This is a genomic window from Desulfovibrio sp. ZJ369 (genome assembly GCF_011039085.1).
Taxonomy (GTDB): Bacteria; Desulfobacterota; Desulfovibrionia; order Desulfovibrionales; family Desulfovibrionaceae; genus Desulfovibrio.
The window spans coordinates 1-16,895 of the sequence record NZ_JAAKEI010000042.1 but is presented as its reverse complement, the minus strand read 5'-3'; the positions used below and the strand labels follow the sequence as shown (position 1 = coordinate 16,895).

Annotated in this window: 16 protein-coding genes; 5 read left to right on the top strand and 11 right to left on the bottom strand. The window is 61.0% G+C overall.

Going from position 1 to position 16,895, the window contains the following annotated elements:
• The first annotated feature begins 107 nt into the window (after window positions 1–107).
• The 3 genes from G7Y51_RS11330 (at window position 108) to G7Y51_RS11320 (ending at window position 2,158) form a co-directional block, all read left to right on the top strand.
• The gene (locus G7Y51_RS11330) at window positions 108–482 is read left to right on the top strand and encodes a hypothetical protein (RefSeq protein WP_165177584.1); all 375 of its coding nucleotides are present in this window, start codon (window positions 108–110) and stop codon (window positions 480–482) included.
• 163 nt (window positions 483–645) lie between these two features.
• Window positions 646–837, top strand: a complete 192-nt coding sequence (locus G7Y51_RS11325) for a hypothetical protein (protein WP_165177582.1) — start codon at window positions 646–648, stop codon at window positions 835–837.
• A gap of 436 nt (window positions 838–1,273) precedes the next feature.
• A complete protein-coding gene (locus tag G7Y51_RS11320) occupies window positions 1,274–2,158 on the top strand; it encodes a flagellin (protein ID WP_165177580.1) in 885 nt (294 codons plus the stop codon).
• A gap of 406 nt (window positions 2,159–2,564) precedes the next feature.
• Here G7Y51_RS11320 and G7Y51_RS11315 read toward each other — a convergent pair whose 3' ends face one another.
• Window positions 2,565–3,095: an Hsp20/alpha crystallin family protein gene (locus tag G7Y51_RS11315; RefSeq protein WP_165177579.1), complete on the bottom strand. Its 531-nt coding sequence runs from the start codon at window positions 3,093–3,095 to the stop codon at window positions 2,565–2,567.
• A gap of 477 nt (window positions 3,096–3,572) precedes the next feature.
• On the opposite strand from G7Y51_RS11315, the gene G7Y51_RS11310 reads away from it, so the two are divergent.
• A complete protein-coding gene (locus G7Y51_RS11310) occupies window positions 3,573–4,460 on the top strand; it encodes a flagellin (RefSeq protein WP_165177577.1) in 888 nt (295 codons plus the stop codon).
• Window positions 4,461–4,611: 151 nt separating this feature from the next.
• Here G7Y51_RS11310 and rimO read toward each other — a convergent pair whose 3' ends face one another.
• From rimO to G7Y51_RS11270, 8 genes are all read right to left on the bottom strand, one after another.
• The gene (rimO, locus tag G7Y51_RS11305; RefSeq protein ID WP_165177575.1) at window positions 4,612–5,943 is read right to left on the bottom strand and encodes a 30S ribosomal protein S12 methylthiotransferase RimO; all 1,332 of its coding nucleotides are present in this window, start codon (window positions 5,941–5,943) and stop codon (window positions 4,612–4,614) included.
• 31 nt (window positions 5,944–5,974) lie between these two features.
• Window positions 5,975–6,289, bottom strand: a complete 315-nt coding sequence (locus G7Y51_RS11300; RefSeq protein WP_165177572.1) for a hypothetical protein — start codon at window positions 6,287–6,289, stop codon at window positions 5,975–5,977.
• Between the two features lie 114 nt (window positions 6,290–6,403).
• The gene (locus G7Y51_RS11295; protein ID WP_165177569.1) at window positions 6,404–7,243 is read right to left on the bottom strand and encodes a C-GCAxxG-C-C family protein; all 840 of its coding nucleotides are present in this window, start codon (window positions 7,241–7,243) and stop codon (window positions 6,404–6,406) included.
• Between the two features lie 378 nt (window positions 7,244–7,621).
• Window positions 7,622–8,413 (bottom strand): septal ring lytic transglycosylase RlpA family protein, encoded by a 792-nt coding sequence (locus G7Y51_RS11290; RefSeq protein WP_165177566.1) that lies wholly within the window; start codon window positions 8,411–8,413, stop codon window positions 7,622–7,624.
• A 398-nt stretch (window positions 8,414–8,811) separates the two neighbouring features.
• Window positions 8,812–11,832: an AIR synthase-related protein gene (locus G7Y51_RS11285; RefSeq protein ID WP_165177563.1), complete on the bottom strand. Its 3,021-nt coding sequence runs from the start codon at window positions 11,830–11,832 to the stop codon at window positions 8,812–8,814.
• Between the two features lie 105 nt (window positions 11,833–11,937).
• Window positions 11,938–12,903 (bottom strand): polyprenyl synthetase family protein, encoded by a 966-nt coding sequence (locus G7Y51_RS11280; protein ID WP_165177560.1) that lies wholly within the window; start codon window positions 12,901–12,903, stop codon window positions 11,938–11,940.
• A 9-nt stretch (window positions 12,904–12,912) separates the two neighbouring features.
• Complete coding sequence (mqnB, locus tag G7Y51_RS11275) at window positions 12,913–13,677, bottom strand: futalosine hydrolase (protein WP_165177557.1); 765 nt, start codon at window positions 13,675–13,677, stop codon at window positions 12,913–12,915.
• A gap of 5 nt (window positions 13,678–13,682) precedes the next feature.
• On the bottom strand, window positions 13,683–14,996 hold the full coding sequence (locus tag G7Y51_RS11270) for a nucleotide sugar dehydrogenase (RefSeq protein ID WP_165177554.1): 1,314 nt from the start codon (window positions 14,994–14,996) through the stop codon (window positions 13,683–13,685).
• Window positions 14,997–15,043: 47 nt separating this feature from the next.
• Here G7Y51_RS11270 and G7Y51_RS11265 point away from each other — a divergent pair, with 47 nt between their 5' ends.
• Window positions 15,044–15,235 (top strand): DUF2065 family protein, encoded by a 192-nt coding sequence (locus tag G7Y51_RS11265; protein WP_165177551.1) that lies wholly within the window; start codon window positions 15,044–15,046, stop codon window positions 15,233–15,235.
• Window positions 15,236–15,383: 148 nt separating this feature from the next.
• Here the strand turns inward: G7Y51_RS11265 and G7Y51_RS11260 are convergent, their stop codons facing one another.
• Complete coding sequence (locus G7Y51_RS11260) at window positions 15,384–16,118, bottom strand: ubiquinone/menaquinone biosynthesis methyltransferase (RefSeq protein WP_277424694.1); 735 nt, start codon at window positions 16,116–16,118, stop codon at window positions 15,384–15,386.
• Complete coding sequence (locus G7Y51_RS11255; RefSeq protein WP_165177548.1) at window positions 16,115–16,294, bottom strand: hypothetical protein; 180 nt, start codon at window positions 16,292–16,294, stop codon at window positions 16,115–16,117. Before G7Y51_RS11255 ends, G7Y51_RS11260 begins: the two co-directional genes overlap by 4 nt.
• Window positions 16,295–16,895: the final 601 nt, after the last annotated feature.

The window sequence follows — 16,895 nt, the reverse complement described above, 5'->3', positions numbered from 1 at the left end:
CGCATGAACAGCCTTGGTTCGGATTTCTTCAGATGCAAATTTCATCTCTGCAATCTAAACGATTTCTAAATAAAATAAAAGTCAAATTGCTCTAGAGCAGATTACCTTTGACTTTTTATAAAAGTCAAAGGTGGCATTCAGGCGAAAAACGCGGTTTTCGCCTGAATGTACGCCGCGTTGCGGCGGCTGCCGCTTTCGCGTCAGCAGAGCATTTTCAAAGTGAAAATGCTCTAGCGAATGAGCTTTCCGGGCATTTCCCGAATCAAGGTATTTCCTTCCCGATAAAATCATTCTGGAAAAAGCAGCTTTTCCGGAATGTTCTCCGCGCCGCGCTTTTCTGTGCGCTTCCTGAGGACATCTCGCACAGCAAAAGACGCTCAGACGCAACCGTTCTCCTGATATATAGCACCACAATTTTTATAGAGCAATTTCACTTTGAAATTGCTCTGGCGGCCGCGGGAGCGGACGCCCGCGCCGAATGAGCGTCCAGACCGCGTTCTGGACGCGAAATGATGGCAGCGCCGCTTTTGAAATTGAATAATTTCAAAAGCAAAATGCTCTAGAAGAGTATTTTCTTATCTTTACGATGCTATATTGACAAATTTATATTACGAATAATATCTTTTGAAAAGAAGGAGAAGCTGTATGCCCAGCGACTATGCACTCTTCAACTACAAGCAGGCGCACGAGGTGCAATATGTGTCTTCTTTGTACCTGGAGCGCCAGAAGGTCAAGGAATGTCTGAAAGCGCATTGCAGCAACGGCACCATTTCCCAATGGACGCACAAGCAGCTTTATGACTTCCTTGCTAAACACGGATTCACAAAAATAAAATAGCTGAAAATGCGGTGCAGCGCCGATCCCCGCAGGGCGTTGCCTGGCATTATCGCAAACAAGGGCGGCTCTTGAGCCGCCCTTGTTTATTGTATGAAGAAAACCTCCCGCCAGGCGGGAGGTTCAAAAAAGCTTAGAGCATTTTGCTCATGAAATGAGCTAAACGCTCTGGCGACAGCGGTTTCGTTGCATGTTTTTTGCGGATTCCGGCGGCCTGTGTGGCGGCAAAATTTGCCGCATGTCGCGCACGCGGCCTGATTTTTCCCCCTTATTTTTACAAAAGATACATAAATAAAAATACTTATAACCCGGAAAAATTTTCCGCGCAGCCCTAAGAGATCGCCCCTGTCAACCGATACTGCATAGCAGAGGCGGCAGGACGCAAGGACGCGTCGGCATCGGGCGCCGCCCGCGACATACAACATTCATGGAGGAATGTATGTATATCAATCACAATCAGATGGCCCAGAACGTGGGCAACACTCTCACATCCCACTACGGCAATTTGCGAACCTCAACCACCCGCCTGTCCACAGGCCTGCGGATCAATTCCGCAGCCGACGACGCCGCGGGCCTGGCCATCCGCGAGCTGATGCGCACGGATATTGCGGCCTTGCAGCAGGGCGTGCGCAACGCCAATGACGCCATTTCCCTCATTCAGACCGCCGACGGCGCCCTGGGCATCATCGACGAAAAGCTGACCCGCATGAAGGAACTGGCCGAACAGGCGGCCACCGGCACTTATGATTCCACCCAGCGTCTGATGATTGAATCCGAATATCAGGCCATGGCCTCGGAAATCACCCGAATCGCCAATGCCACGGATTTCAACGGCATTCATCTTTTGGACGGGAATCTCTCCAGCAACACGCACAACGGCTCCGGCATAACATCCACCGGCAAGCTGAAGGTGCATTTCGGCACGGCCAACGACTCGGCGGAAGACTATTACTACATCCAGATCGGCACGAGCACGGCCTCGGCCCTGGGCGTGGGCAATCAGTCCGCAGCCACCTCCATGGCGCACACGGTCTCCACCCAACAGGCCGCTCAGAAAGCCCTGGTGGGCCTGACCAACGCCGTGGTCTCCAAGGACAAGATCCGCGCCAATCTCGGCGCCTTGCAGCACCGTCTTGAGAACACCATTTCCAACCTGACCACCCAGGCCGAGAATCTGCAATCGGCGGAATCGCGCATCTCAGACGTGGACGTGGCCACGGAAATGACGCAGTTCGTACACAACCAGATTCTTACCCAATCGGCCGTGGCCATGCTTTCGCAGGCCAACAACATGCCCAAGCTGGCATTGTCGCTGATCAGCTAGGAAAACTTCGTGGCGGAGGGAGATAACCCCTGATCGAGCCCGCGGCAGGGGAGTGCCGCGGGCTCGGCAACATGCATTGCCTAGAGCGGTTGCTGTTGAAAACAGCAACCGCTCTGGCGGCCGCGGGAGCGGACGCCCGCGCCGAATGAGCCTGAAAACCACGCTTTTCAGGCGCTTGTCCCGCTTGCGGGGAAATGATGGCAGCGCCGCTTTTGAAATTGAATAATTTCAAAAGCAAAATGCTCTAATATGCGGAAGAGGCCGGTTTGCTCTGCAAACCGGCCTCTTGCGTTTTCAAAGTGAAAATGCTCTAAGCTGCCCGCCACTGCCTGAAAGCCATACAAAAAGCCCCCGCCAGAACGGCGGGGGCTCGCGGGCCGGAGCGCTGGCCCGTGTGGAGGAGGATTTATTCCTTCACAATTTCTATGGATTTCGTCCGCGTTTCAGAGGTCGCCTTGCGCGGAATGGCAATATGCAGCACGCCGTTCTTGCAGCTTGCGGTGATGGCGTCCGTGTCCGCGTCCTCCGGCAGGGCCAGCACCCGCTGGAAGGAACCGTAGGCGCGTTCCAGCACATGCTGGTTTTTCTGATCCCCGCAGCTTTCCTGCTTTTTCTCGCCGGCAATGACCAGGGCATTGTCGCGCACTTCCACCTTGACATTTTCAGGTTCCACGCCGGGCAGTTCCATGCTCAGCGCATAGGCTTTCTCATCGCTGGTCAGATCCAGACTGGGCAAAATATCGGCTTGAATTTTCTGCCGTCGCCAAAAAGGCAAAAAATCGTTCATGGCTTCCCACGGTGTAACCATGCCGTTGAGCATGCTCTGAAAGAATCCATCCCAATCATCACGTCCGGGCGTCACGGGCAGGTCGTCCTGACGTGGTGCGGCCCCACGCGGCCCAGGCCAGCGACGGGGAAGCAAATGAAAACTACTCATAACTGACCTCCTGTGAAAAACATCTTATCCTATTAATAAGCATCCTCTTATTTTCGTCAATAGCCTGTGGAAAAGTTTTCGCTCCTGCGCGCCACCGCACCCGCGTGTTTGTTTGTGCAAGGGCCGTCTTCTTTTTGACGGCGCTGCTCCGCCGTATGTTGCGGAAAAAGGCGGGCATGCGCTGCTCAGAGCTCGGCCCCTTTTTTGGCACGGATCCTGCTTTAGCAGGAGTGCAGGTTTTTTCAGGCATTTTTTGCCTCCCCTGACGCCACGAGTCAGGGCGAACAAGGGTCAGCCCTTGTCGGCAGGGGCTGCGCGGGCCGGATGCTTTCGGTTCTCACGCCGAAAAGGCAGGCAAGCGCATCGGGAACGGCAACATAAACCCTGCATGCGCAGGCATTGTGCGGCGGCAGTCCGCAAGGACGCGGGCGTGCAAAGTGCACCGCCGGGCACACAGCACATTCATGGAGGAATGTCATGTATATCAATCACAACCAAATGGCCACCAACGTCGCCAACACTCTGACGAGCCACTACGGCAATCTGCAAACCTCGACCGAGCGTCTGTCCACGGGCCTGCGGGTCAACTCCGCGGCCGACGACGCCGCGGGCCTGGCCATCCGCGAGCTGATGCGCACGGATATTGCGGCCTTGCAGCAGGGCGTGCGCAACGCCAATGACGCCATTTCCCTCATTCAGACCGCCGACGGCGCCCTGGGCATCATCGACGAAAAGCTGACCCGCATGAAGGAACTGGCCGAACAGGCGGCCACCGGCACTTATGATTCCACCCAGCGTCTGATGATTGAATCCGAATATCAGGCCATGGCCTCGGAAATCACCCGAATCGCCAATGCCACGGATTTCAACGGCATTCATCTTTTGGACGGGAATCTCTCCAGCAGCACGCACAACGGCGCCGGCATGACGTCCACCGGCAAGATGAAGATCCACTTCGGCACGGCCAACGACTCGGCGGAAGACTATTACTACATCCAGATCGGCACGAGCACGGCCTCGGCCCTGGGCGTGGGCAATCAGTCCGCAGCCACCTCCATGGCGCACACGGTCTCCACGCAGGAGGCCGCTCAGAAGGCCCTGGTGGGCCTGACCAACGCCGTGGTCTCCAAGGACAAGATCCGCGCGCATCTGGGCGCGCTGCAGAACCGTCTGGAAAACACCATCTCCAACCTCACCACCCAAGCCGAAAACCTGCAATCGGCGGAATCGCGCATTTCCGATGTGGACGTGGCCACGGAAATGACCCAGTTCGTCCGCAACCAGATCCTCACCCAGTCGGCCGTGGCCATGCTTTCGCAGGCCAACAGCATGCCCAAGATGGCCATGCAGCTCATCGGCGGCTAACTCGGCTGAGGGCGTGCGCGGCACGCGAGAAACCGGATATCCCCGGAGGGCCTTGCCCTTCGGGGATATTTTTTGCGCATCAGGCGACTCTGCGGGATTTCACGGGGGCCGGGCGCGGCCCATGCGGGAGCGTTGTTTGCGGCAGGCGCATTCAGGCCAGGGCCGTGAGATCGTATTCCGTATTTTCCACAATATCGCACTCAAGAAGCGCGCCGGGCGCTACGCCGGGGCCGCTGACGTAGGTGATCCCGTCCACTTCGGGAGCCTGAAACCAGACGCGCCCCTGGTGCAGCCCCGGCCACTCCGGGTGCGGCGCGTCCACCAGCACCGGCAGGCGTTGCCCCAGCCGGGCGGCCAGATACGCCTCGCTGATCCCGGCCTGGATTTGCATGAGCGTTGCACGGCGGGCCTCTTTGATCTCCGGCGGCACTTGATCGGGCAGCGCCGCCGCGGGCGTGCCTTCTTCGGCCTGGTAGGCGAAAACACCCAGATGCTGAAAGCGGGCTTCTTCCACAAAGCGGCAGAGACTTTCAAAATGCGCCTCGCTTTCGCCCGGGTAGCCCACAATGAAGGTGGTGCGCAACGCGGCGTGCGGCAGTATGTCGCGCACCGTGTCGAGCACGCGCCGGGGATCCCTGGCAAAGGGGCGGCCCATGCGGGAGAGCACTTCCGGGTGGGCATGTTGCAGGGGGATGTCCAGATACGGCAGGAGCGGCGGCCCGCAGGCCCTGATCAGGCGCAAAAGTTCCGGCGTGACGCCGCTGGGATACAAATACAACAGCCGCAGCCAGGCCAGGCCGTCAAGCCCGGCCAGGCGCTCCAGCAGGGACGCAAGGCCGCGCCCCGGCTCTTGCGGGCTGAAATCCGCGCCCCAGGAGGTCACGTCCTGGGCTACCAGAACAAGCTCGCGCACTCCCCGCGCCAGCAGATCACGGGCCTCGGCCAGCAGGCTTTCGGCCCGCACGGATTTGAGCGCGCCCCTGATGGAGGGAATGGTGCAGAACGCGCAGGCATGGCGGCAACCTTCGCCGATCTTCAGCCAGGCATAGGATGGCCCGGTGGAAAGCAGGCGTCCGGAGCTGCCGTGCGACGGCTCAGGCAGATCCAGGGCGCGGGCCAGCAGGCGCGGCCAGTCCTCCAGGCGCGCTGTGGGCAGCCAGAGGTCCACTTCGGGCAACTCCCCGGCCAGGGTCTGCGCGCCGTAACGGCCCACCATGCAGCCCGCCACGGCCAGCAGCGGCTTTTTTCGGCAGCGGGCCAGACGGTTGATGGCCTCCAGCACGGCCCGCACCGATTCACGCACGGCCGGCTCGATAAAGCCGCAGGTATTGATCAAAACCAGACGCGCGCGGCCCATCTGCGCAACGCTTTTGACAGGCAGGCCCAGAGAGCCCAGAAGGCGCTCGCTGTCCACGCGATTCTTGGGGCAGCCCAGGCTCAGGGACCAGACCGGCAGCGATTTTGGAGCTGATTTGTTTAGCATCTGCCCAGCTTATCGCGGCAGCCGCGCCTTGTCATCCCATTGCGCGCCCGCGCCGGCGGTAGCCGTTAGCAAGCTTTGCTTGCTTACGGATCGCGACAGCGGTTGCGTTGGCTGGCTGTCGCAGTAACCAGTTGCTGTCTTCATCCGTAGCTTCCTTCGTCGCAACGGCTGAAGCAATGAGCGTCCAGACCGCGCCCTGGGCGCGAAATGATGGCAGCAAAGTGATTGAAAAGACAACACCTCGGCGCATGAAAACAGGGCGAGGGATTTTCCCCCGCCCGTCGCTTTTGTAATTTTGTTGACGAATATGTAGCGGCTTTTCTGAACGAGTTATCACGCCGCGCATCACCCGTTGTTTTTCATCCCACGCCCGCGGCTGAGTTTGCGCTCCAAGGCGCGGACGGTTCCGCCGCGAAATCAGCGCCGGAACAAGGCCGGAACAGGGCCGGAATGGACCAGTCTAAGGATGGTCCTTAAACTTGTTCATGGTGTGCTCACTCCCGCTGTGACAGGGCGTACAATCCATATTGCCCTTGAGGATGTCCGCATCCTTGCCCTTGGCGTGGCAATCCGTACAGTACGCCACGGATTTCTGCTTGGACAGCGCGCCCTTGTAGGCCGCGCCCGCGGCAATTTTGGCGTTGAAAATTTCAATGGCCTTGGCCGTCACGTCGGCCGTTATCCGGCCGCAGCGCTCGCTGCGTTCCTTGCTGTTGGCGGCCAGGTGATTGTCGTAGCTCCACTTGGAGACGGAAACATGGCACAGCACGGAATTGGATACGCTGGTGGGAATGTCGCCTTTCACGCCCTTCGCCGCCTCGCCTGGATTGTAGATGGGCAGGGCCGTGGTTTCGTACCAGCGGAACAGTTCGTTGACCATGGCGTTCCGCTCCTTGCGGGGCCAGAACAGCGCGAAGGCCGCCGCCGCGCCGTACAGGGCTCCGCATATGGTACCCCAGTCCGAAATGCCGCCCTTGTTGGCCTCCAGCATGGTAAAGGGAAACTGATTGTACGGCGCGCCATACTGCTCGCCCAGCATACCCACAATACCGTAAAAGGCGCCATATCCGCAGGCGTACCCTTTATACCAGTAGCCCTCATACGCCACGGGCACGCATACCTTGGGGTCCAGCGCGTGGGGTTGCCAGCCGAATTCGCCGTTGACCTGGGCGAAACGCTTCCCCTGCGGAGCAGGCGCGGCTCCTGGCGCGGCCAGGCTACGTCCGGTCGCGACGGCCAGGGCTCCGCCGGCGGTCACTCCGCCCAATACGCCCAAAAAGGTTCTTCTGCTGCATGTCATGGTTTTCTCCTTCCTTTGGCGGTATTCGTATTCCGGACGGTTCCGCCACCGGACCCGTCCGGCCTTTTCCCTCGCTTTCAGGAAACAACTCAGCACAAAAGGCGCGGCGCTTTTTCAACGGCATGTTTCCCGCTTTTCGCAGGTATATGAACAGTAATTTATCTATTATCTCCCGACGGGCGCACGCTGTCAAGACGGATCCCCCCTTGAGACATTCACGCTTTCAATGAAAATGATCTTGCAACCATCTGAAATTCAAAACGAATTCTTTAGAGCATTTTCAAAAGGAAAATGCTCTAATTTCATGAGCAAAACGCTGTAGAAAAGGCCTCCCGCATCTGCCGGGAGGCCTTTTCTGCATTCTGTGTTATGACGATCTCAGCGGGAGCTGCCCAGCACCACTTCGGCTTCCGGATGCACCTGGCGCAAGGCCTCGTGCATGGCGGCTGCGTCGGCAAAGGCGCGGAACGGCCCGACTTTTTCATGGCCTTTGGCGGCCACATAGCGCACATAATACGCCTGATCAGCCTTGAGCGGGGTGCCGCTTTCGTCGCTGACCACTTCCAGATCCACTTTGCCCACCCCGCGCCTGCTCAAGTCAAGCTGCCTGGCGGCGGCATACGAGAGGTCGATGATCCGGCCGCGCACATAGGGGCCGCGGTCCGTGACACAGACCATGACGCTTTTGCCGTTATCCTGATCCGTGACTTTGACCACAGTGCCGATGGGCAGGGTGCGGTGAGCCGCGGTGAAGGTGTACATATCATAATCAACGCCGCTGGCCGTGGAACCGCCGTGGAAGTCACGGCCGTACCAGGATGCCTTGCCTGTCAGCAATTCGCTGCCCTGGGCGCGCTTAAGCCAGATTGCGCGGTTGTCCGCGCTCTTGCGGGCAGTTTTGGCCTTGGCCCTGAGCTGTTTTTTGGCTGTGGCTTTGCTGCGCTGCTTTTTGTGCGCCTTTTTGCTCTTGCTGACGGCAGCTTTGTTTTTGCGTACGGAAGAGGCGGCTTTTTTGCTTTTTTTCACGGAGGGAGCAGGGGCTTCTGTGCCGGATTTCCGGCTTTTGGCAGGGGGAGCGCTTTGTGAAGCCGCGTCGGCATTCATGGGGGCGGCAAGAGCCAGGCAAAGGGCCAGGGCTGCTCCCATGGAAAGCCAGCGTGAATACTTCATGATTACTCCTTGGTTGGTGTTCAAGGCTGTCCGACGCAAAGCGATGCTGAACCGGACAAGTCGCGCCCGCGACTCTGCCCCCAAGTTTTTTTCCGGTGGTTTGGAAACGCGCCCGCGCGTTGTGCGCCACCAACCGGCATGGGGACTGCCTTTTCTCATTGCATAGACTATACCGCAAAAAATGCGAGCCTGTCAAATTGCTGAAAAAGTTTTATTATCAGTTGGTTAGAAAAAGTTTAGAGCATTTTCTCTTTGAAAATGCTCTGCTGACGCGAAAGCGGCAGCCGCCGCAACGCGGCGTACATTCAGGCGAAAACCGCGTTTTTCGCCTGAATGCCGCCTTTGACTTTCATAAAAAGTCAAAGGTAATCTGCTCTAGATGCGTCAGCCCTGAGCCCTTACCAGTCCAGGGTGCGTTTGAAGGCCCGGACCAGCTCTTCCACATCTTCGCGCAGCACAACGCTGTCGCCGCTTTTCAGGGTCAGATGCCCGTCGCCCGCGACCGTGCCGATGCGCCGGCAGATCTGCCATTGGCCCAGGGCCTCAAGCAGCATGGCCAGATCGGGCCTGATGCTGACCAGCAGACGGCTGGCCGATTCGCTGTAGAGCAGCTCCGTGCGGCTCATGTCTTCCAGGGCGGGCACGGCATCAAGATCCACCTCCGCGCCCAGGCGGCCGCCGATGCACATTTCGGCCAGGGCCACGGCCAAACCACCGTCCGAGCAGTCATGGCAGGCGGCAATGGCCCGCTGGCCCATGAGCGCATTGATCGCGCGATAGCGGGGCAGGGCCGTGGCCGCGTCCACATGCGGCACGCGCCCGCCCTTCAGGCCCAATTCGTCGGCCGCCTCGCTGCCGGCCATTTCGCGCCAGGTGCCGCCCAAAAGATAGATATGCTCGCCCTCGCGCTTGAAATCCGAGGTTTGCGCGCAGGTCACATTGTTGATCACGCCCAGCACGGAGAAAAGCACTGTGGGCGGAATGGAAATGCGTTCCCCGCCGCCGGTGTAGTCGTTCTTCATGGAGTCTTTGCCGGAGATGCAGGGCAGGCCGTACGCCAGGGAGAATTGGCGCAAGGCCTTGCAGGCCCGCACCAGTTGCGCCAGCTTATAGCGGCCGTCGGGATTTTTTTCGCTCCAGATCGGATCGCACCAGCAGAAATTGTCCACCCCGGCCAGCGCGTCGGGATTGCCGCCCACGGCCACCGCGTTGCGCACGGCCTCGTCCATGGCGTTGGCCATCATCCAGTAGGTGTCGTAATCGCTGAATTTGGGGCAGATGCCGTGGGCAATGACCAGCCCGGCGTCCGACTCCAGCAGGGGGCGCAGCACGCCCGCGTCGGCCGGGCCGTCGCGCAGCGCGCCCACCAGAGGCTTGATCACGCTGCCGCCGCGCACCTCATGGTCATATTGGCGGATAATGTATTCTTTGGAACAGATATTCAGACGCCCAAGCATACGCCGTAAAAATTCCGCCTCGCCGCGCGCGTCCAGCCCTGTCATCTCTACCCGGATATCCGGCGTGTCCGGCGCTTTCCACACGGCTTCCAGCTCAAGCTGGGGCACGCCGTCGTGCATGAAGCGCATGGGCAGGGAGGCCACCACCCGCTCGCCGTAGCGGGCCTCGAAAAAGCCTGAAGCCGTGAAATGTCCGAGAGCCGTGGCCTCCACATCCATACGCGCGGCCAGCTCCATGAATTGCGCCAGCTTGTCCGGGGGCACGGCCAGGGTCATGCGCTCCTGGGCTTCGGAAAGCAGGATCTCCCAGGGCCGCAGCCCGTCGTATTTGAGCGGGGCCCTGGCGATGTCCAGCACGCAGCCGCCCGTATCCCCGGCCATTTCCCCCACCGAAGAGGACAGGCCGCCCGCGCCGTTGTCCGTAATGGCGTTGTACAGGCCAAGGTCGCGCGCGCGCAGGATGAAGTCGTACATTTTGCGCTGGGTGATGGGATCGCCGATCTGCACGGCCGTGGCCGGGGAGCCCTCATGCAGCTCCTCGGAGGAAAAGGTGGCGCCGTGGATGCCGTCCTTGCCGATCCGGCCGCCAGTCATGACGATCACGTCGTCCACCCGGGCTTTCTTTTCCCAGCCCGGACGGCCGTTGATCTGCGTGGGAATGATCCCCACCGTGCCGCAGTAGACCAGGGGCTTGCCCAGGTAGCGCTCGTCAAAGACCAGGGAGCCGTTGACAGTGGGAATGCCGGATTTGTTGCCGCCGTGCTCCACGCCCTCGCGCACGCCTTCCAGCACCCGGCGGGGGTGCAGCAGACGCGGCGGCAGGGCCTTGTCGTAAAAAGGCGAGGCAAAGCAGAAGACATCCGTATTGCAGACCAGTTCCGCGCCCAGGCCCGTGCCCATGGGGTCGCGGTTCACGCCCACGATGCCGGTCAGCGCGCCGCCGTACGGATCCAGGGCCGAGGGGCTGTTGTGGGTTTCCACCTTGATGCAGGCGTCGTAGCCGTTAATGAAGGCGATCACCCCGGCATTGTCCGTGAACACGGATTTGCAGTAATCGTTGGCGCCCATGCGCTGCCGCAGAATGGCCGTGGCGTCGCGGATGCAGGTCTTGTAGAGATTGTCCACATTCTCATGCCGCCCGGTGTCTTCATCCACATAGTCAATGCGCGCGGCAAAAATTTTGTGCTTGCAGTGCTCGGACCAGGTCTGGGCCAGCACCTCCATTTCCACGTCCGTGGGATCGGCGGGCAGAGCCAGGGCCGTGCGCCGGGCGATCTCGGCGGGATCAGTGAACTGCGCGCGGATGCCGTGCAATTCGTCGAGATTGAGAGCCCAGGTGTTTTCACGGCTGGCTTTGAGCAGGGCGGCGTCGTCCATCCGGGAAAGGGGCACGGTTTCCACCGTGTCGTTGGCTTGGCCGGTGACCCTGGCCGCCTGCGGCGCAAAACCCGGATCCCCGCGCCATTCTTCCAGGCTCTTGACCCGGAAGCGCTGGATCAGCGTGTTGCACAGCAGATCGCGGGCCAGGGCCTGCACCTGTTCGCGCGTGAGCGGCGCGGCCGGATCATTGCAGATGCGGTACTGTACGGCCGTGTAGACGCGCAAACTGTCGCGCGGCACGCCCAGCACCAGGGCCGCGGTATCGCGGGCCGTGCGGGCCTCGTTGTCCGTGACGCCGGGGCGGAAGCTCACTTCCACGAACCAGTCCGGCGCGGGCCCTTCCCCGGAGGCGGGCAGGGGCAGGGGCTCCAATGAGGCTTGCTGCAAAATGGGATCGTGCCAGATGCCCTCGTCCAGCAGGCGGCGAACCTGGGCCGCGTCCAGACCGTCCACGGTGAAGACTTTGATCTGGCGCACTCCGCCCACGGCGAGGCCCAGGGCCCTGCGCAACTGCCGGGCCGTCTTGCGGCCCTGGGTATCTTCCAGCCCGGCATGCGGGCCTGTTTCCATGCGATAGAGCATACTGGCCTCCTCTCAGAGCAGATTGACTTTCAAAGGCTGCACGCGACCGGGCTACCCTGGAAATCTGACATATTTCAAAAAGGAATCTGCTTCAGTTGCAAAAAACTACTTCTTCCTGTCGCGCACATAGTCGGCCATCTGGCGCATGAGATCGCGTTCCGGCAGATGGGGCAGATTGTCCAGAGCCGCGCGGGCCGCGTCCAGGTAGGCATCCGCGTCCAGGCGCGTCTGCGCGTCGAAAGCCGCGTCACGGATGCGCCCGGCAATGGCTTCGGCGTCATGTTCGGTCATCAGGCCGCAACTGAAGGCCGCGTCAAAGGCGGCGCGTTCTTCCCGGTTCAGGCTCAGGCGATAGAGCCGCAGGGGGGGCGTCAGTTTGCCTTCGCGAACGTCGCCGCCCGTGGGCTTGCCGGTCACGCTTGAGGGCGCGAAGTCAAGGGCGTCGTCCACCAGCTGAAAGGCCATGCCCAGATTTTCGCCGTATGCGCCGGCAGCGGCCACGGCAGCCGCCTCAGCCCCGGCGCGCAGGGCCCCCAATTCGCAGGAAGCGCGAATCAGCCAGGCGGTTTTGCCGCGCACCACTTCCTGATACTCGGCGGCGGGCAAGTCCACGCGTCCCTGGGAGGCGATTTCCAGAATTTCCCCGGCCGCGGTGCGGCTGGTGGCTTCGGAAAAGCAGCGCGTCAGGCGCGGATCGTCGAATCCGGCCACCAAAGCGTTGGCCCCGGCGAGCAGCGCGTCCCCGGCCAGGATCACGGTGGGCACGTCAAACAGGGTATGGGCTGCGGGCCTGCCCCGGCGGCTCAGGGCGTTATCCAGCACATCGTCGTGCAAAAGGGTGGCGCCGTGCAGCATTTCCATGGTCGCGGCCAGCTCGTAAATATCCTCGGCCGCATAGCCCAGCAGCCTGGCCGTGAGCACGGTCAGCAGCGGCCGCAGGCGTTTGCCTCCGGCCTCGAAAATATGCCGGGCCACAGGGCGCACGGGTTCGGGCAGCGTGTCCACGGCCCGGGCCAGCGCCCGGTTGATGGGGGGCAGTTCCAGGGCAAGGCGGGCTTTGAGCAGGATCATGATTTTACTTCAGATCAGGTTAAGGGCGGGCAGAATGCGGCCAAGAGCCGCCAGCGCGCCCGGAAAGTCTTTTTCATCTTTTGCGCGGGGGCCCACCTTGTTGGATACGCAGCGGATCTCCACGCAGGGGATGCTCTGGCGGGCGCAGGCATAGGCCACGGCAAAGCCTTCCATGTTTTCCAGTTCCGCGTGATAGCGGTTCCAGAGGTTGCGCGCCCTGTCAAAGCTGGCGCTGACCCCGGCAACGGTCAGCGAGCGGCATGCCCGGAAGGGAAGCGCAGCCTCCGGGCCTCGAAATCCCAGAGCCGCCAGTCCGGCCGCGTTGCTCAGCGACAGGCGGTCGCGCACGTCCGCCTGCCCGCTGCCGTCCGTTGCCGGACGCCGCCAGAGCGGAAAACCAAAAGCCTCGGCCGTGACGCTGTGGCCGTCGTGCAGGCCGTATTCCGGCCAGATTTCCTCGCGCACCAGGCACAGGGAGCGCAAGGGCAGATCCGCGAGGTTAAAACCGCCGGCCAGCCCGGCGTTGAGTACTGCGTCAACGGGCCGCCCTTCGGCTTCGGCTCTGGCGAGGCAGAGCCCCAACGCCAGGGCCGCGTTCAGCGGGCCCACGCCGGTGAGGCAGGCCAGAGCCGGCCCATGTTTCAGGCGCACCGGCCACAAGCGCATTTCTGCCGCGAGGTCCGGCCCGGCCGCGTCAGGCGTCGCGGTCCGTTCCCAGTGCGGAATCAGGGCCGCGAGCTCCTCGCGCGCGGCCGCGCAGATCAGCAGGCCCACGGGTTTTACAGCCTCCAGTAGGCAAGGCCCGCCGCGCGCATGGCCTGCGGATCAAAAAAGGCTTTCACGTCCAGCAGCACCGCAGCGGCCGGGTCCGCAAAGCGGCTTTTGAGATCCTCAGGCGAGAGGCTTGCGTATGCCGCGTGCCCCACAGCCAGGATCAGGGCGTCCAGGTTGCGAAGCTCCTCCAGGGGGACAAGGGTTTGCCCGTACTCGCGCAACGCTTCCGCCGGGTCGGCCTGAGCGTCGCTGACCAGCGTTTCCACGCCGTAATCCCTGAGCTCGCGCACGACGTCCACCACGCGGGTATTGCGCAGATCCGGCACGTTCTCCTTGAACGTGAAACCCAGAATGCCCACGCGCGCGCCGCTGATCACCCGGCCGCGCCTGATCAGCCGCTTGACCGCGCATTCGGCCACATATTTGCCCATATTGTCGTTGATCCGGCGGCCTGCCAGGATCACTTCCGGGTGAAAGCCCAGTTCCTCGGCCTTGTAGGTGAGGTAATAGGGATCCACGCCGATGCAGTGCCCGCCCACCAGGCCGGGCCGGAAAGGCAGAAAATTCCATTTGCTGCCTGCGGCTTCCAGCACTTCCAGAGTGTCGATGCCCAGGCGCTCGAAAATGACGGCCAATTCGTTCATCAGCGCGATATTCAGGTCGCGCTGGGTATTCTCAATGACTTTGGCGGCCTCGGCCACCTTGATGCTGGAAGCGCGGTGAATGCCCGCCCTGACCACGGAACCGTAAATTTGCGCCAGCAGATCGGCCGTGGCCTGATCCGAGCCTGCGACAATCTTGGTGATGGTTTCCAGCGTGTGCACCTTGTCGCCGGGGTTGATCCGTTCCGGCGAGTAGCCCACGGTAAAGTCGCGGCCATAACGCAGCCCGGATTCGCGCTCCAGAATGGGCACGCAGATCTCCTCGGTGAGACCGGGGTATACCGTGGATTCATAGACCACCACGCAACCCGCGGTCAAGTTTTGCCCGACAGTGGTTGTGGCGCTGACGACCGGCGAAAGATCCGGGGAGCGGTGGTCGTCTATGGGCGTGGGCACGGCCACGATGATCACGGCCGCCTGTTTGAGCGCAGCCGGATCGCCGGTGTAGCGCACCGCGGCGGCTTTGAGCTTTTCGTCGTCCACTTCGCGGGTGCGGTCATGGCCCCGGGTCAGTTCCGCAATACGCCGGGCATTGACGTCAAAGCCGAGAACGTCCATGTGGTGCGACAGGGCCACAGCCAGGGGCAGGCCCACATAGCCGAGCCCCACCACGGCCAGGGGATGTTGGCGTTTTTGCAGCGACTCAAAGCTGATCATGGTCTTCTTTCCTTTACAAAAGGGCGTTTTTCCGTCTACTGGAGAACATGAACTTCGACTTTGACCTTTTTCTGCGCGCCCTGGGGCTGGCTTTTGTGATCGAGGGCCTGTGCTGGGCGCTTTTTCCCTCAGGCATGCGTCGCGCCTTGCTCAGCCTTCTGCCCCTGCCCGCTTCCCGGTTGCGTCTTGCGGGCCTGGCGGCCATGGGGATCGGGCTGTTGGCGATTGGGCTGGCCTGAGCTTGCCAAAAATCCTTATTTCCTTGCGCCGTTCCGCGCCGGAGCGGGCGTTTCAAAAGCACTATGCGCTAAAACGCCGGCCCTCTTGCGTGTGCGCAATGATCGCCCAGGGCTCGCGCAGGCATTACGGGAATCTGCTCCACAGATCTCAGGCCTTTTCCCCCAGATGCAGGCAGGCTATGCCTGACGTGAGTTTCAGATGCCAGGCGCGTGCAAAGCCTGCGCGTTCCATTTCCGCTTCCAGTTCGCGCGCTGTGGGAAAGGCGCAGATGCTTTCCGCCAGATACTCATAGGCAGCCTGATCTTTGGAAAAAACTTGGCCGATGCGCGGCAGGATGCGATTCAGATAAAAATTGTACAGCCCGCCCCAGATCCGTTCGCGTCCCGATCCGAATTCCAGGATGCAGGCGCGACCGCCGGGCCTGAGCACGCGCAGCATTTCGGCAAAAGCCGCTTCGCGCGGCAGAATGTTGCGGATGCCGAAGGCCATGGTTATGCAATCCACCGAGGCGTCGGGCAGAGGCAGATGTTTGGCGTCCGCAGCCACGGGCAGCACGCGGAGGGCGTTTGCGCCCTTGAGTTTGCCGCGGCCCCGGCTGAGCATGGGCGGGCAGAAATCCAGCGCCGGGACCAGCGCGGCGGGATGCTCGCGGCGCACGGCCAAAGCCACGTCCAGAGTGCCGGCAGCCAGATCCAGCACCATGCCCTTTTGACCGAGGCGCACGTTGCGGGCCAGCACGCGCCGCCAGTGCTGATCCACGCCCAGGCTCAGCAGCCTGTTCATAAAATCATAAAGACGGGCAATACGCCCGAACATGCCCGCTACGGCGGCGTCATGCCGCAGGGGAGGCGGCAGATGCGACGGGGGCGGGGAGGAAGTCACGCATTTGTCCCTTTGTTGTCGTCTTCGCTGGCGCCTTCACGCACCGCAGTATAAACTACCCGATAGACCGAGGGAAAAATCTCGGCAAAATTGCCCGGCGAAACAGTGCGCGTCTCAATGAACTTGGCAGTCAGCTCTTTGGCTACCTGCAGGGCTTCCTTGCGATCTTTATCCATAGCTGCCTCAAGCGCGCCGTTCCCGCCAGCGCAGGCAACGGCCGAAAGAAAAACCCGCCCGTTGGGGAATGGCCGGACCCACAGCGGGTATTGCCTGGACGGGTAAAAGAACGGAAACCACAAGCCCCCGCCCTTTTTGTCGGTAGTTGGGATGCGCTGCGCAGTGTGCGGCGCACAGGGCAACGCGGCGGATGCCGATTGCGGCGGCATGCCGTGAAACCGCGCAAAAGCATAAGCGTTCAGCCAGGCCTTGGCAAGCGCGCGTGAGCCGGCCGGCGCGGTTTCAAACGCCTTGCAGAGCAGGCGGCAAGGCACTGACGGGATACGGAGCGGCCTTGTCTGGAGCATTTTCACTTTGAAAATGCTCTGCTGACGCGAAAGCGGCAGCCGCCGCAACGCGGCGTACATTCAGGCGAAAACCGCGTTTTTCGCCTGAATGCCACCTTTGACTTTCATAAAAAGTCAAAGGTAATCTGCTCTAGAGCAATTTGACTTTTATTTTATTTAGAAATCGTTTAGATTGCAGAGATGAAATTTGCATCTGAAGAAATCCGAACCAAGGCTGTTCATGCGTATCTTGATGGAAAAGCAACAGCCAGGC